We start from the raw sequence: 14,120 nt of genomic DNA, 5'->3' as shown, positions 1-14,120 counted from the left end.
CTTTTGGATCATGCCGCGTCTAGGCCCGCGTCAGGCAGCGACCTCTTGACCCGAGACATCTGGCGGCCGAACTCTTCGCCCCACTCTGCGATATCATATTTATCGACCACGCGGCGCAGCTCTTTCATGCGAACACGGCGCTCTTCTTCGGGCATCTGAAGGGCCATGTAAATCGCCTCGTCCATCGCACGGTTCGAGAAGGGATTGACCAGTACAGCGCTGCTGAGCTCTACCGCAGCGCCGGCAAATTCTGACAGGACCAGAGCACCATCACCGTCGAGGCGCGATGCCGCAAACTCTTTCGCAACAAGGTTCATGCCGTCGGCCAGAGGTGTGATCCACGCTACGTCCGCTGCCTGATAATACCCGATGAGGCGATCAAATGGGATCGCGCGCGATACCAGAGTGACCGGCGTCCAATCAAAGGTCCCGAAACGACCGTTGATGCGGCCTACGGTTTCCTCGATCTCCGATTGGATCTCTTGGTAAACAGTCATCGCGCGGTTCGCCATAACCGACACATGCAAGAGGCGCACCTCGCCGCGCAGCTCCGGATGCTGTTCGAGCAACCGTTCGAAGCTGTTTAGCTGTTGAACACCGCCCTTGGTATAGTCGGTGCGGCCCACAGACAGCACTAGCTTGCAGTCGCCCAATTCTTCGCGGATTTCTGCTTTTTTCTTGGCTGCATCATCGGACCCAGCGATCTGCTGGATATAGTCCATATCAATGCCCACAGGTGCGACGCCCACAATCACTTCGCGGTCTTCGATAGACAGCTTGGTCGCTACGGCGCGTTCGGTGAGTGCGGTTCCCTCAGAGATCAGATCCTCTTCCACGCGGACGCGTTCAGTGACGTCGGCATCGGTCAGGCTCTGCACCACGGAGACAAAATTCGCGGCGTAGCGCGGGATATGGAAGCCGACGACATCGCAATGCAGCAGGCTTTCGACGATCTCTTTGCGCCACGGCAGAATGTTGAACACGTCTGCGCTGGGGAACGGGGTGTGATGGAAGAACGCGATTTTCACGTCCGGACGCATCTGACGAAGGTAGCCGGGCACGAGCCACAGATTGTAGTCGTGCACCCAAACCAAGGCACCGGGCGCGGCTTCGGCGGCGGCAGCTTCAGCAAAACGCCAGTTCACTTCGCGGAAGTTAGGCCAGTCCACAGGGTCATAGTCATAGCGCTCTTTGAAAGAGTGCAGGATCGGCCAGAACGCCTCTTTGGAGGTGACGTGGTAGAACTGGCGCACCTGCTCTGCGGACAGGGGCAAACGCGTGACATTGTATTTGCCGTATTTGTCCTCAATTTCGACCACGGGTTCGAAATCAGGGTTCGAAGTGTCTTCGGCAAGCTTCCAAGCGACCCAAGAGCCCTTGTCCACGTTGCCAAAGAAGCTCTTCAGCGTGGGGACAATGCCATTGGGGCTTTTGTTTTCCTTAAAGACGATTTCACCGTTTTCCTCGACTTCTTCGTAGGGTTGGCGGTGATAGACGATCACGAGATCGGATTGCATTTGGCGTCCTTTCCTCTGTTCCGTAAGGTCGGCGGGTCTTAGGCCGCAGGGTGCATATTCATTTCGCGAATGGCTTCGCGAATGCCAGCCGCGCCGATCGCGGTGGCTTGATAAACGCTCTCAATGTCTTTGACGGCCTCGAGCAGACCCTTTTCAGAGCCGCCAACAGCTACGGCGGGCAAGCCAGTTTTCAGCATCGACAGGTCGTTAAAGGTATCGCCAGCCACGAGCGTCTTGCGCTGTTCGATCCCAAGATGCTCCAGCAGGCGAAGGATCGACGGTCCCTTGCTGACGCCCTTGGGCAGCACGTCAAAGAACTGCTCGGCGCTGATCAGGTGATCCAGTCCCAGTTGGTCGACAATCTCGAACGCGAGCGGATCGAACTTCAGCGGGTCGTAGTCAAAGCTCATCCGATAGCGGAACTTGGTAGGCTGCAATTTGAGCCCCATGATCGGGTCAAGGCCCATGCGCACGCGTGTTGCGGTGTCTTCACCCCACGCAGCGGCGATTTCCTCTTCCAACTCCGGGATCGGTGAAATCCGGCCGTCGTCCGTCACCTCGGCAATCGTCGTGCCCACATCGCCCACGACATATTCAGGGCGCGGAACGCCTTGGGTTTCGCAAAGTTCGAAGATGAACTCGGGATCGCGGCCAGTGACAAAGATCAGACCAACGGTGTCGCGGTTGTCCTCGATCCAGTCATACAGGGCAGAGCGATCCGACTGCTCACCCCCCAGAAACGTTCCATCCAGATCGGTTGCCAGAACAAAATCTTTCTCTGCGATCTTCGGGCGGTCCAGTGTCAGGGTGTCAGTCATGAAATCCTCTCGGCTAAATTGGCAATTGCGGCGGGGTTTGCGGGATGGTCGAACAATACGTCCATCGCACGCGGCTCCGCCTCGATCGGGCGCGACCACAATTCGGCAAAGGTCTGCCCCAGCGGGGCGCCCTCGTGCAGAATGGCGTTCACAGCCCTACAGATCGGCAGGTCCAGACCCAGCTTGTCGGCCAGTTGGGCGACAGAGCGGGCGTTGACTTCGCCTTCGACCACCACGGGGCGGCCCTCAAAACATTCCCCGCGGGGAATCCCCTGCCCCAACTGCGTCCCCAGCGACATGTTGCGCGAGGTCGGGCTAGAGCAGGTCAGTGTCAGATCGCCCGCACCGGACAGACCGGTCACGGTCTCGCGGCGGCCGCCAAGGGCATCGGCGATCGTTTTCATTTCATCCATGCCGCGCGTGATCAGTGCGGCGCGGGTGTTTTCTGCAAAACCAGCGCCGGTCATCATCCCGCAGGCGACGGCGACGACATTTTTCACGGCACCGCCAATTTCAACGCCGACAACATCATCGCTGACATAGGCGCGGAAGGCTTCGGTCGACAGGGACACAGCAAAGCGCGCAGCGACGCTTTCGTTCGGGTTTTCGCGGTCTGCCTTGGTAAAGGGGAAGGCAACGGTTGCTGCGGTCGGATTATTCAGCGCGGTTTCATGCGCGAATGTCGGACCAGAGATGACACCGACAGGACGATCGCCAAGCTCTTGGGCCGCGACTTGGGTCATGAGAAGGCCGGTCTCGGCTTCGATCCCTTTGGCACAGACAGCGACGGGGACGTCGGGCGCGATATGTTGGGCCACTTGCGCACAAACACTGCGAAGCACGCGCGAAGGGACAACGATCATCACAGCCTCGGCTCCGGCAAGAGCGGAGCCCATGTCGGCATCGGCCTGTAGTGAATTCGGTAGAGGGATGTCGGGCAAGTAGCGGGTGTTCATCCCCTGCTCGCGGATCGCAGATAAAACCTGCGGATCTCTGCCCCAAATGGTGGTGTGGGCGCCTGCCCTAGCGGCTACGGCAGCTAGGGCAGTTCCCCAGGCGCCGGATCCGATGACGGTGATGGCCTCGAAGCGGCGGGCCATTAAAGGAGTTGATGGGTCTTCGCTCGATGTTTGTGGCATGTTCCTTGATCAAATTAGGACGGTTTAAATGCGACATGTCGTGGCCAAGAGGCGACGGACCACACCACCTTAATGCGAAGTGCCCGAAAAAGTTCCGCTGCAGGTGCAAAATACCTAGAAGACGTTTGCACCTGCAGCATTGCTGCCTATATTTTAGGTCATCACAGGTGAACATTCGTCGCTTGCGCCCCCGAAATGCTCTCGCAATTCTTGAGTCAATCTTGGCGCTTGTGTCATCAGAGATTGATTATGCGTCATTTGCAAATTCGTCGAAGGCAGATCATCAACAATTTGTTTTGAAAGCTGTGATGTATGTAAAACCGTAGTTGCGTTATCATGCAGCGCTGCCTAAACGGATAGGCGTTACCAGTTCGAAGACCATGTAGGGATAGTTTTAAAAATGTTGATGCAAGAGTCCGACGACGTCGACTTTGATATTCGCGAGTTCACACCTTACATGCTGAACGTAGCTGCCGAAGCGACCAGTGAAGGGTTTTCGCGGCACTATCGTGAAAAATACGGAATGACCCGGACGGAATGGCGCGTGCTGTTCCACCTTGGCCGCTACGGCAACATGAGCGCCAAAGAACTCGGCCAACAGTCCAAGTTACATAAAACCAAAATCTCTCGTGCGGTTGCAGGTTTGGAAGAGAAGGGATTTCTGACGCGTGAACAGCGCCAAGAGGACCGCCGGAGTGAAACGCTCATTCTGCTGGAAGCTGGCAGTGACGCTTACAACCAGCTGATCAGCTACGCCGAGGAGTTCGAGGCTCAGTTGGCACGAAGCCTTGGCGTACGTGACGCTCGTGCTCTGAAGCGTGCTCTGGCAAAGCTTGTTCTTTCCGGCCGCCGTTAAGCGAGAGTTGTCTTCAAGACAATGATTTCAGCAGTTTGGTCAGGCTCGTTTCATCCACCTGCTTTGCCGCTTTGGATGCGGTCATCCATTTGCGCTTACGCTCGCCAGATTCTGGAAATTTACGCTCCAGTTTCTTGAAGCGAACCTGATAGACAGCGACGTCTAGCGCGAGCGTTTCGCCCTTCTCGAGGCGCTTGTTATAAGAGTAGTGTCCGACCAGTTTGGGCGTTTCCTTGGCTGCGACGATTCCTGCCTCTTCCCAGCCTTCTTCCAGTGCAGACACTTCAGGCGTTTTACCACTTTTGACCCAGCCCTTAGGCAATACCCAGCGACCAGTATCCCGCGAGGTCACCAAAAGGTATTCTCTGTCACTGATTTTCCCGCGGTAGCACAGCAATGCAACTTGGGGCGTAGAAGGCGATTTTGGCATTTTCCGCTGTCCTAATAAGCCTGTCGAATCTGTTGGAGATACTGGGAGATGGTCCTTCGACCTATTTGATCGCACTCATTATGATAGGATCAATACCTGCCATCCTGACCACGCCCGACACATCAGATCGACATCTGGCGCACTCTTTTGACAAACCAAGCGCGTCAGAGCACCCCGCCTTAAATCGAGCCCGCTTCGACCATGTAGCTGCTCGCCGAGCACATAGCCGCATCGTCCGACGCCAGGAAAAGCACCATGCGTGCCAGATAAACCGGATCAATCGGATCGGGCAGGCACTGACGCGTTAAATGTGCACTTAGCGCGTCTTCTGTGACCCACAGTTCCTTTTGGCGTTCTGTCATCACCCAGCCCGGGATGACCGCATTCACTCTGATGCGGTGCTCTCCGAGATCCCGTGCCATAGTTCGGGTCAGACCTTGGACCGCTGATTTCGCAGTGGTGTAGGCCGGAAAGCCTCCAGATGCTTCGAACCAACTGTTCGAGCCCATATTGATGATGGAGCCAGACCCTGCCGCGATCATGTCAGGCGCCACGGCCTGAATTGCAAAGAACATGTGGCGAATGTTCGTCGCCTGACGCTCGTCCCAATACTCTGGCGTCACGTCCTGCCAATTGTGACGATCATCCCGCGCAGCGTTGTTCACCAGCACCTCGGCAGCACCGATCCGGTCCTTCAGGTGTCCAAAGGCCTCTCGCAGTGCGTCAATGTTGCGAAGATCGCAAATCTCGTGGGTGACGTTCTCGTACTGGTCGGAAACGGCGGCAGCGCCTGCTGCGTCCAGATCGACAAAGCCAACCTGTGCCCCCTGCTCCGCCATCGCCGCCACGATTTGCGCACCAATTCCGGACGCACCACCGGTGACGTAGACGACCCTGCCCTTCAGGCTCGGGTAAATCGCAAATTCTGACATATTCTCTCTCCCTGACGCTCTGATACGCGCCCATTGGGACAAAGTCCAATGCCAGAGCGTTGAAACGTCGCACCAATCGGTAGGGGCGCTTTCTTATTTAGCAGGAGCAAAAAGAAACCCGCCACAAGGGCGGGTTCCAATGCTTAACCTCCGAAGTCATCGAGCATGATGTCCTCACGATCAACGCCCAACTCAAGGAGCATGTTGATCACCGATTGGTTCATGATCGGCGGACCACACATGTAGTATTCGCAATCTTCGGGATTCGGGTGGTTCTTCAGGTACTCTTCGAAAAGAACGTTGTGGATGAAGCCGGTGTAGCCCTTCCATTCGTCCTCAGGTAGCGCATCGGACAGCGCCACGTGCCATTCGAAGTTCGGGAACTCGGCGGCGAGCTCATCGAAATCCTCGACAAAGAACATCTCGCGCTTCGAACGGGCACCGTACCAGAAGCTGATCTTGCGGTCCTTGTTCTTCAGGCGTTTGAGCTGGTCAAAGATGTGCGAGCGCATTGGTGCCATACCGGCACCACCACCGATAAAGACCATCTCTTTTTCGGTTTCGCGGGCAAAGAACTCGCCGAACGGACCCGAGATGGTGACTTTGTCGCCAGGCTTTAGGTTGAAGATGTAGGATGACATCTTGCCCGGAGGCACGCCTTCGGAGCGCGGCGGCGGGGTCGCGATCCGAACATTGAGCATGATCATGCCCTTTTCGTCCGGATAGTTCGCCATGGAGTACGCGCGCTCGATGGGCTCATCGACCTTGGACTCGTACTGCCAGATGTTAAACTTGTCCCAGTCTTCCCGATACTCTTCCTGAACATCGAAATCGGTGTACTTGGCGTGGTGCGCAGGTGCTTCGATCTGGATATATCCACCGGCACGGAAATTCACATCCTCGCCTTCGGGCAGTTCCAGAACCAACGCTTTGATGAACGTCGCGACGTTCTCGTTGGAGCGGACGGTACACTCCCACTTTTTCACACCAAAGACTTCTTCGGGTACTTCGACCTGCATGTCTTGCTTGACCGCGACCTGGCAGGACAGCCGGTCACCGCAAGCGGCCTCGCGCTTGGTGATGTGGCTTTCTTCGGTGGGCAGGATTGATCCGCCACCTTCGTGCACACGCACGCGGCATTGGGCACAAGTGCCACCACCGCCACATGCCGAAGGCACAAAGAGCTTCTCTGCCGCGAGAGTTTGCAGCAGCTTGCCACCCGCAGGAACAGAGATGGTCCGCTCACCATTGATGGTGATGTTGACGTTGCCGGTCGACACCAGACGCGAGCGCGCCATCAGAATGACCGCAACCAGCGCAACCACGATGAGCGAAAAGAGCAGAACGCCAAGGCTGAAAGTTTCCATTTATCCAGCCTCCTTTACAGCTTTACGCCAGAGAAGGACATGAAGGCCATCGCCATAAGTCCTGCACTGATGAAGGTGATGCCAAGGCCCTGAAGACCGTCGGGAATGTCCGAATACTTCAGCTTCTCGCGGACACCGGCCATCGCGGTGATCGCAAGCGCCCAACCCAGACCCGACGCGACGCCGTAAACCGACGACTCTGCCAAATTGTAGTCACGCTCTACCATAAAGAGCGAGCCGCCCATGATCGCGCAGTTCACAGTGATCAGGGGCAAGAACACGCCAAGCGCGTTGTACAGGGGCGGGAAGTACTTATCGAGGATCATCTCGAGGATCTGAACCATTGCCGCGATCACGCCGATGTACGAGATCAGACCAAGGAAGGTCAGATCGACATCAGGGAAACCGGCCCATGCCAGAGCGCCGGGCTTTAGCAGGTAGGTCAGGATGATGTTGTTGGCCGGAACCGTGATCGCCTGAACCAGCGTCACCGAAATACCAAGGCCGATGGCTGTGCCGATCTTCTTGGACACCGCCAAGAAGGTACACATGCCCAAGAAGAAGGCCAGCGCCATGTTCTCGACGAAGATGGCCTTTACTGCAAGAGAGAGTAGAGCTTCCATTAATGGCTCTCCACGGTTTGAATGCGGTATTCACGTTCTTCGACCTGCTCGGGTTTCCACGAACGGAAAGCCCAGATCAAAAGGCCGATGACAAAGAACGCAGAGGGAGGCAACAGAAGCAGGCCATTGGGCACGTACCAGCCGCCGTTATTCACAGTTTCCAGAATGGTCACGCCAAAGATGCTGCCAGAGCCGAAAAGCTCGCGGATGAAACCGACAAGCATCAGGATCAGGCCGTAGCCCAAGCCATTGCCGACACCGTCAACAAAGCTCGCCACCGGCGGGTTCTTCATTGCGAACGCTTCTGCGCGGCCCATCACGATACAGTTGGTGATGATCAGGCCCACAAAGACCGACAGGGTCTTCGAAATTTCGTAGGCATATGCCTTGAGGACCTGATCCACCACGATCACCAGCGATGCGATAATGATCATCTGAACAATAATACGGATCGAGCTGGGGATCTGGTTGCGGATCACCGAGATAAACATCGACGAAAAGCCGGTCACCAGAGTCACCGCGATCGACATAACCATGGCAACCTGCAGCGAGGACGTCACAGCCAGCGCCGAGCAGATCCCGAGAACCTGCAATGTGATCGGGTTGTTGTCGACCATCGGGTCGACGAGCATGTTCCGATAGGTCTGTGCCATCAGATTTCTCCCGCTTTGACTCGTTCGAGGAAGGGTTCGAAGCCTCGTTCGCTCATCCAGAAGCGTACCAGAGCATCAACGCCGCGCGATGTCAGAGTCGCGCCAGACAGTGCGTCGACAAAATACTCGCGTCCTTGGGGCGGCGGTGTTTTGGCAACCGTGATCGCCAGTTCGCCTTCGCCATCCTCGGTCCGCAGTTTCTTGTCGCGCCACAGAGCCTTCCAACGTGGGTTATCAACCTCTGCCCCCAGACCGGGGGTTTCGGCGTGTTCATAGAACTGCAGGCCGTAGATTGTGTTGCCGTCCTCTTCGATGGCCATGAAGCCATAGAGCGTGGACCACAGACCATAGCCATAAACCGGCAGGATCACCTTATCGAGCGAGCCGTCGTCATTGCGCAGCAAGTAGATCGTCACGTAGTTGGCCTGACGACCGATGCTGGCGGGGTCATCCTCGAGCGGGGCCGACAGTGTCAGGTCCGACGCCGCGGCACGGTCGTCAAACTCGTAGGCGTCAAATTCCTCGGTGAACGTGCCAGTGGCCAATTCCAGAACGTGGGGCTCGAAGTCAGCAAAGGCTTCGGCCACGTCCATTCCGGGCTCATAGCGGCCCGCGACCTGAACAATGTTCACCTGCTTGTCGAGCGCGGCGTTCCGTTCCTGGATCGGGCGCAGCGATACAGCTGCCGCAGATACGACCATCGACGCAACGAGGCACAGCGCGACTGCAACCGTCACAGTTTTAGAGGTGTTGTCCGGCGGCGTATCAAGGAACCGGCGGATCAAGCCATTGTTGGAAGACGCCGCATCGGCGCCCGCGTTGGTTTCTAGATCCTTATCAGACATTGCGACGTGCCCTTCTGCGGATGTTTGCCTGAACGACAAAATAGTCGATCAGCGGGGCGAAGACGTTGCCGAACAGGATGGCAAGCATCATACCCTCGGGGAAGGCGGGGTTGATCACGCGGATCATCACAACCATGAAACCGATCAGAGCGCCGTAGAAGTAGCGGCCCAGATTGGTGTGCGAGCCGGAAACCGGTTCGGTGACCATAAACACCAGACCGAATGCGTAGCCGCCCATCACCAGATGCCAGTACCACGGAGTCGCAAAGGCAGGGTTGGTGTCAGAGCCGATCCAGTTCAGCAGTGACGAGAACGCGATCATGCCAAGAAGACAGCCCACGACCATACGGTAGTTCGCAATGCGCGTGGCCAAAAGGAACGCGAGACCGATCAAACATGCGATGGTCGAGGTTTCGCCGATGCAGCCTTGAATGGTGCCAACGAATGCATCCATCCAAGTGATGCCGTATTCGGGCAGCGCCGCGGCACCTTCGGAGGCAGAAACGGCCAGTGCGGTCGCACCAGAGAAGCCATCGACGGGGGTCCAGATCGTGTCACCTGACATGTATGCCGGATAGGCGAAGTACAGGAACGCACGCCCAACCAATGCTGGGTTCAGGAAGTTTTTACCAGTGCCGCCAAAGACTTCCTTACCGATCACCACGCCAAACGAAATCCCCAGTGCGACTTGCCACAACGGCGTCGAGGCAGGCAGAATCAGGGTGTAGAGCATCGACGTGACGAGGAAGCCCTCGTTCACTTCGTGACGGCGGACGGTTGCAAAAACAACCTCCCAGAAACCACCGGCCACTAGCGTGACGATGTAAATCGGCAAGAAATACAGCAAACCGTGTAGCATGTTGGCCAACGGGTTCGATGCGTTAAAGCCGATCCCCAGACCTTCGATGATCGCCGCGCGCCAGCCGGACGCACCATGCTCAGCAATGGCCAGATTTGTTTGCAGACCCGTGTTATACAGGCCGAACAGAATACACGGAATGGTCGCGATCACGACGTAGGTCATGATGCGCTTCATATCGATGTACGACCGAGCGTGCGGTGCTGCCGTCGTTACAGTTTTCGGCGTAAACAGGAAGCTCTCGACCATTTCATAAAGGGGGAAGTAGCGTTCGTACTTGCCACCCTTTTCGAAACTGGGCTCGATCCTGTCAAAGAAGCTGCGCAGTCCCATGGCTCAGCCCTCTCTTTCGATCTTGGTAAGGCAGTCGCGAAGCGCCATGCCATATTCATATTTGGCCGGGCAGGCAAAACCCACGAGGCCAAGGTCCTCTTCGTCCAGCTCCAGAACCCCGAGGGCCTGAGCTTGATCGGTGTCCATCACCAGCATCGACCGCAGCAACTGGGTCGGCATGAAATCCTGCGGCATCAGCTGCTCGAATGTGCCGATCGGAACCATCGCGCGGCGGCCGCCATTCAGGTTGGTGGTCAGCTTGTATAGCTTGTTCGACAGCGCCGATCCCAAAACAGGCTGGAACGCGTATTTCGACGCCATGGGGCGGATCCAGCCCATGGGAATCTGCTTGTGATCCTCTTCCATCAGGGTGATCTGACGCGCATAGCGACCAACATAGGACTCAACACCCTCGCCCGCACGACCACTGAGGACGGACCCCGAAATCAGGCGAATCGGAAGGTTCTGCGGATTATCACCCTCACAGAGCTCGACCATCGAGGCACCGGGCACGGTATGAACCAAACGAGACTTGTCGGCCAAAGGACCGGTGATCGCGATGACGCGCGACATGTCCAGCTTGCCTGTCAGCATCAGGCGACCGATGGCGATGACATCCTGATAACCGATAGTCCATACAAAACGCTCTGCCGTGGGAGGCGTCAGGAAATGCATATGCGTGCCAGACAAACCAGCGGGGTGCGGCCCCGAGAAAGATGCAGCTGTCACACCAGCGACATCTGATCCAGGTACGTCAGCTCCTGCCTCTTGGCACAGGTAGGTCTCGCCTTCGCTGAGCAATGCGACCGCTTCGAGACCGCGAACAAACGCCTCAGCCTCTGCGCGAATGAACGGCGCGGGATCGGGCGATAGCGGCTCGGTGTCCATTGCGTTTACATAGATCGCGGCAGGACGTTCGGTTACCAGTGGGACCTTACTATAAGGACGCGTACGAAACGACGTCCATAGACCGGACGCACACAAACGCTCGGCGATGCCTTCGGCTGTGATCACATCGCCAACGGCGGAAAAATCTACAGGCTGCGCAGCTGTGTCATCGACTTCGATCTCGATGCTGATCAGTTTGCGACGCGCACCACGGTTGATTGCTGTCACGCGACCAGAGACCGGCGCGGTGATCAAAGCCTCGGGATTGTCCTTGTGGGACAGAATTGGTGCGCCTGCTCCGACCACATCACCTTCTTGGACAGAAAGGCGAGGCTTGAGCCCCAGATAGTCAGCACCCAACAGGCCAACGGTTTTGATATTCGATGAAATAGGTGGGCCGCTTTCTGCCGCCCCCTCGATCGGAAGATCGAGACCTCGCTTGAAAGAGTAGTGTTGCACTTGGATCGCCATCTCTTGATTTCCCGGCCCTTATGCAACGGGTTGTCGCCAAGAAAAACCGGTGATGGAACATTTTCTGTGTTCCGCGCCTCTTTTATCTATTTATTCGGGATTGTCGACGGTTGCAGACCCAAAGCGCAGGCCTTATTGAGACGCAACATCTAAATGTCAGGAGGCATGTACAGTGTCCGCAACTCTCCGATTCTCTCGTAGATCGTTCCTGATCCTGTCCGCATCGGCCCTGGCAGCCTGTCAGGCCGAAGATGAGGTTCTACGCCTCTCCGGCGCGACTATGGGAACGACCTATAATGTGATTGCCCTGTCCTCGGGCAACAGCGTGGACAAAGCCACGCTTAAAGCCGCGATTGAAGCCGCTCTGGCCGAAGTCGACACCCAGATGTCGAACTGGAACGCCGCTTCGGAAATCTCGCGCGTGAACGCCGCTGCCGCCGATCAGACAATGGCCCTGTCGCCCGCTTTGGCGCGTGTCATGCAGAACGCAGAGATGGTTCACACCGCCAGCGATGGCCGTTTTGACGTCACAGTTGGCCCGCTGATCGACCTTTGGGGCTTTGGCTCGGGCGCCGAAGTGCCGCATATCCCAGCAGACGCAGAAATTGAGGCCGCTCTGGCCATCAGCGGTCAGCCGCGCGTTCTGACACTGGTAGACGGCAGCCTGCGCAAGTCGGTCGACAATGCAGAAATTTATCTGCCCGCAATCGGCAAAGGCTACGGCGTTGACCGCGTTGCAGAAGCGCTGCGTGCGCTGGACCTGAAAGACTTCATGGTCGAAATCGGCGGCGATCTCTATGCATCGGGCCGCAACCCGAACGGCACACCTTGGCAAATCGGCATCGAATCGCCCGTCGCGAGCGAGCGGTCGCTGGATAGCGTCGCGACCGTGACCGGCATGGGCATGGCGACCTCTGGCGACTACCGCAACTTCTTTGAAGTTGATGGCAAGCGCTACTCGCACATCATCGACCCGACCACTGGCCGCCCAATTCTGCATGACACCGTTTCGGCAACTGTTCTGACCGAAAACGCGATGCTGGCCGACGCATGGTCGACGGCAATGCTGGTTCTGGGTCGCGAACGCGGCATGGAAATCGCCGAAGCCGAAGGGCTCGCGGTGATGTTCATTGACGATGTCGCAGGCCAAGGCCTAACCACTACGGCAAGCAGCAGCTACACAGCGCTTCAGGCCTGAGTGCTGTCAGCGCCGATAGATTGAAATGAACCGCCAGGCCCTTTGGGGCCTGCGCAGATCGGAGGGTCCCGTGCAGACGCTTTTTCTAGCTTTCTTCCTGCTCTGCCTCGTCATGCTTGGTATGGCAGTCGGGGTAATCTTCTCTGGTCGCCGGATCAAAGGAAGCTGCGGTGGTCTGAACGCGATCGCCGACGCGGACAAATGCCTCGTTTGCAAAAAAGAGATTGATCCGAACAGCCCGCTTCGCGAACGTCTGGCCTGCCCCCGGGCACGGAAGATGGTCGAAGACATGGAAGAGGGCCGCTGATCCGCTCTGGATGTCAGCCCATCGTAACCGGCACAAATCCCAACGTTAACAAGGAAACAGCCGCAACAAGTCCGTACAGCCAAAGCTGCCAGCGGGGCCCTTCGGCTTTCCAAACCGTGCGGTACCTCATTCCCGCCAAACATCCCACCACGAAAATCACGGTGGCGACAGCGGGGGTAAGATATGTCACAGAAGAAAAAATCTGAACCATTCCTGCTCGATTGCGGTTTAGACTGAGTACGTAAACGTTCAACTCAGGACACGCAAGGAGCCAGCGCATGCCCGAATCCTACCGCCCCCATCTGCGCAAGGATGACTCTCAGAACCGCACTGCAACGCAGTCGATCGAGACAAATACGACCGAGCAGCACGCTTTCGTCCGAGATGTCCTTGCCGAGAAAGACGGCACCCTTCACACCATCCGCCCCGAGCAGACCCTGCACGAAGCAGTCGTTCTATTGCGGGACCATCGCATCGGCGCCCTACTGGTGACAGACGTAGATGACTTGCTGGTGGGCATCCTGTCCGAGCGGGACATCGTCCGCAAATTGGCGGATGCCCCGGGCAAAACCCTGCCCCACAAGGTTGACGACGTGATGACACGCACGGTGGAGACCTGCAAAGGCGAAGACCCTCTGGTCACCGTCCTAACCCGCATGACCAAAGGCCGCTTCCGCCACATGCCGGTTGTCGAAGGCCCCAAGCTGATTGGGCTAGTGACCATTGGTGACGTTGTGCAGTTCCGGTTGAACCAGCTGGAATTCGAAGCGCTTCAGATCAAACAACTGATCGTAGGCTAGGCGCCTCCAGTGCCCTGCGTTCACGCGGGGCACCCTCTGCATCTCTTTGAACGCCCGCCAATCGCCATCACTTTGAGACAGTGA

Annotated in this window: 15 protein-coding genes; 4 read left to right on the top strand and 11 right to left on the bottom strand. The window is 57.1% G+C overall.

What is annotated here, in order from left to right; all coding sequences use genetic code 11:
- Positions 1-8: 8 nt before the first annotated feature.
- From ggpS to AB9K37_RS12190, 3 genes are read right to left on the bottom strand one after another with little or no spacing between them, the layout of a single operon-like run.
- On the bottom strand, positions 9-1,517 hold the full coding sequence (gene ggpS / locus AB9K37_RS12200) for a glucosylglycerol-phosphate synthase (RefSeq protein ID WP_369839033.1): 1,509 nt from the start codon (positions 1,515-1,517) through the stop codon (positions 9-11).
- 38 nt (positions 1,518-1,555) lie between these two features.
- A complete protein-coding gene (locus AB9K37_RS12195; protein WP_369839030.1) occupies positions 1,556-2,335 on the bottom strand; it encodes an HAD family hydrolase in 780 nt (259 codons plus the stop codon).
- Complete coding sequence (locus tag AB9K37_RS12190; protein ID WP_369839028.1) at positions 2,332-3,435, bottom strand: NAD(P)H-dependent glycerol-3-phosphate dehydrogenase; 1,104 nt, start codon at positions 3,433-3,435, stop codon at positions 2,332-2,334. Before AB9K37_RS12190 ends, AB9K37_RS12195 begins: the two co-directional genes overlap by 4 nt.
- A 439-nt stretch (positions 3,436-3,874) precedes the next feature.
- Here AB9K37_RS12190 and AB9K37_RS12185 point away from each other — a divergent pair, with 439 nt between their 5' ends.
- On the top strand, positions 3,875-4,330 hold the full coding sequence (locus AB9K37_RS12185; RefSeq protein ID WP_369839025.1) for a MarR family winged helix-turn-helix transcriptional regulator: 456 nt from the start codon (positions 3,875-3,877) through the stop codon (positions 4,328-4,330).
- 13 nt (positions 4,331-4,343) lie between these two features.
- On the opposite strand, the gene AB9K37_RS12180 is transcribed toward AB9K37_RS12185, so the two are convergent.
- The 8 genes from AB9K37_RS12180 to AB9K37_RS12145 all read right to left on the bottom strand — a co-directional run bounded on the left by AB9K37_RS12180 (position 4,344) and on the right by AB9K37_RS12145 (position 11,719).
- The gene (locus AB9K37_RS12180; protein ID WP_369839022.1) at positions 4,344-4,760 is read right to left on the bottom strand and encodes an NUDIX hydrolase; all 417 of its coding nucleotides are present in this window, start codon (positions 4,758-4,760) and stop codon (positions 4,344-4,346) included.
- A 179-nt stretch (positions 4,761-4,939) separates the two neighbouring features.
- Positions 4,940-5,692: an SDR family NAD(P)-dependent oxidoreductase gene (locus AB9K37_RS12175; RefSeq protein WP_369839019.1), complete on the bottom strand. Its 753-nt coding sequence runs from the start codon at positions 5,690-5,692 to the stop codon at positions 4,940-4,942.
- Between the two features lie 143 nt (positions 5,693-5,835).
- Positions 5,836-7,059, bottom strand: a complete 1,224-nt coding sequence (gene nqrF, locus AB9K37_RS12170) for an NADH:ubiquinone reductase (Na(+)-transporting) subunit F (RefSeq protein WP_369839016.1) — start codon at positions 7,057-7,059, stop codon at positions 5,836-5,838.
- A 14-nt stretch (positions 7,060-7,073) separates the two neighbouring features.
- Entirely contained in the window at positions 7,074-7,682 is a 609-nt protein-coding gene (nqrE, locus tag AB9K37_RS12165) for an NADH:ubiquinone reductase (Na(+)-transporting) subunit E (RefSeq protein ID WP_369839013.1), read from the bottom strand.
- Positions 7,682-8,335, bottom strand: a complete 654-nt coding sequence (locus tag AB9K37_RS12160; RefSeq protein WP_369839010.1) for an NADH:ubiquinone reductase (Na(+)-transporting) subunit D — start codon at positions 8,333-8,335, stop codon at positions 7,682-7,684. Before AB9K37_RS12160 ends, nqrE begins: the two co-directional genes overlap by 1 nt.
- A complete protein-coding gene (locus AB9K37_RS12155; RefSeq protein ID WP_369839007.1) occupies positions 8,335-9,180 on the bottom strand; it encodes a Na(+)-translocating NADH-quinone reductase subunit C in 846 nt (281 codons plus the stop codon). Before AB9K37_RS12155 ends, AB9K37_RS12160 begins: the two co-directional genes overlap by 1 nt.
- Positions 9,173-10,372, bottom strand: a complete 1,200-nt coding sequence (locus tag AB9K37_RS12150; protein WP_369839004.1) for an NADH:ubiquinone reductase (Na(+)-transporting) subunit B — start codon at positions 10,370-10,372, stop codon at positions 9,173-9,175. Before AB9K37_RS12150 ends, AB9K37_RS12155 begins: the two co-directional genes overlap by 8 nt.
- A gap of 3 nt (positions 10,373-10,375) precedes the next feature.
- Positions 10,376-11,719, bottom strand: a complete 1,344-nt coding sequence (locus AB9K37_RS12145) for a Na(+)-translocating NADH-quinone reductase subunit A (protein WP_369839109.1) — start codon at positions 11,717-11,719, stop codon at positions 10,376-10,378.
- A 184-nt stretch (positions 11,720-11,903) separates the two neighbouring features.
- Between AB9K37_RS12145 and AB9K37_RS12140 the strand changes: the two genes are divergently transcribed.
- The 3 genes from AB9K37_RS12140 (at position 11,904) to AB9K37_RS12130 (ending at position 14,036) form a co-directional block, all read left to right on the top strand.
- The gene (locus AB9K37_RS12140) at positions 11,904-12,929 is read left to right on the top strand and encodes an FAD:protein FMN transferase (protein ID WP_369839001.1); all 1,026 of its coding nucleotides are present in this window, start codon (positions 11,904-11,906) and stop codon (positions 12,927-12,929) included.
- 70 nt (positions 12,930-12,999) lie between these two features.
- The gene (gene nqrM / locus AB9K37_RS12135; RefSeq protein ID WP_369838999.1) at positions 13,000-13,236 is read left to right on the top strand and encodes a (Na+)-NQR maturation NqrM; all 237 of its coding nucleotides are present in this window, start codon (positions 13,000-13,002) and stop codon (positions 13,234-13,236) included.
- A gap of 278 nt (positions 13,237-13,514) precedes the next feature.
- Entirely contained in the window at positions 13,515-14,036 is a 522-nt protein-coding gene (locus AB9K37_RS12130) for a CBS domain-containing protein (RefSeq protein WP_369838996.1), read from the top strand.
- Positions 14,037-14,120: the final 84 nt, after the last annotated feature.

Source organism: Donghicola sp. XS_ASV15, from assembly GCF_041224595.1.
Lineage (GTDB): Bacteria > Pseudomonadota > Alphaproteobacteria > Rhodobacterales > Rhodobacteraceae > Donghicola.
This window is presented reverse-complemented; position numbering and strand designations above follow the sequence as displayed.

Coding starts and splice junctions, on each gene's coding strand:
- nqrE (WP_369839013.1), bottom strand. CDS start 7,682: ATGGAAGCTCTACTCTCTCTTGCAGTAAAGGCCATCTTCGTCGAGAAC.
- AB9K37_RS12160 (WP_369839010.1), bottom strand. CDS start 8,335: ATGGCACAGACCTATCGGAACATGCTCGTCGACCCGATGGTCGACAAC.
- nqrF (WP_369839016.1), bottom strand. CDS start 7,059: ATGGAAACTTTCAGCCTTGGCGTTCTGCTCTTTTCGCTCATCGTGGTT.
- AB9K37_RS12155 (WP_369839007.1), bottom strand. CDS start 9,180: ATGTCTGATAAGGATCTAGAAACCAACGCGGGCGCCGATGCGGCGTCT.
- ggpS (WP_369839033.1), bottom strand. CDS start 1,517: ATGCAATCCGATCTCGTGATCGTCTATCACCGCCAACCCTACGAAGAA.
- AB9K37_RS12185 (WP_369839025.1), top strand. CDS start 3,875: ATGTTGATGCAAGAGTCCGACGACGTCGACTTTGATATTCGCGAGTTC.
- AB9K37_RS12150 (WP_369839004.1), bottom strand. CDS start 10,372: ATGGGACTGCGCAGCTTCTTTGACAGGATCGAGCCCAGTTTCGAAAAG.
- AB9K37_RS12130 (WP_369838996.1), top strand. CDS start 13,515: ATGCCCGAATCCTACCGCCCCCATCTGCGCAAGGATGACTCTCAGAAC.
- AB9K37_RS12180 (WP_369839022.1), bottom strand. CDS start 4,760: ATGCCAAAATCGCCTTCTACGCCCCAAGTTGCATTGCTGTGCTACCGC.
- AB9K37_RS12190 (WP_369839028.1), bottom strand. CDS start 3,435: ATGGCCCGCCGCTTCGAGGCCATCACCGTCATCGGATCCGGCGCCTGG.
- AB9K37_RS12175 (WP_369839019.1), bottom strand. CDS start 5,692: ATGTCAGAATTTGCGATTTACCCGAGCCTGAAGGGCAGGGTCGTCTAC.
- AB9K37_RS12195 (WP_369839030.1), bottom strand. CDS start 2,335: ATGACTGACACCCTGACACTGGACCGCCCGAAGATCGCAGAGAAAGAT.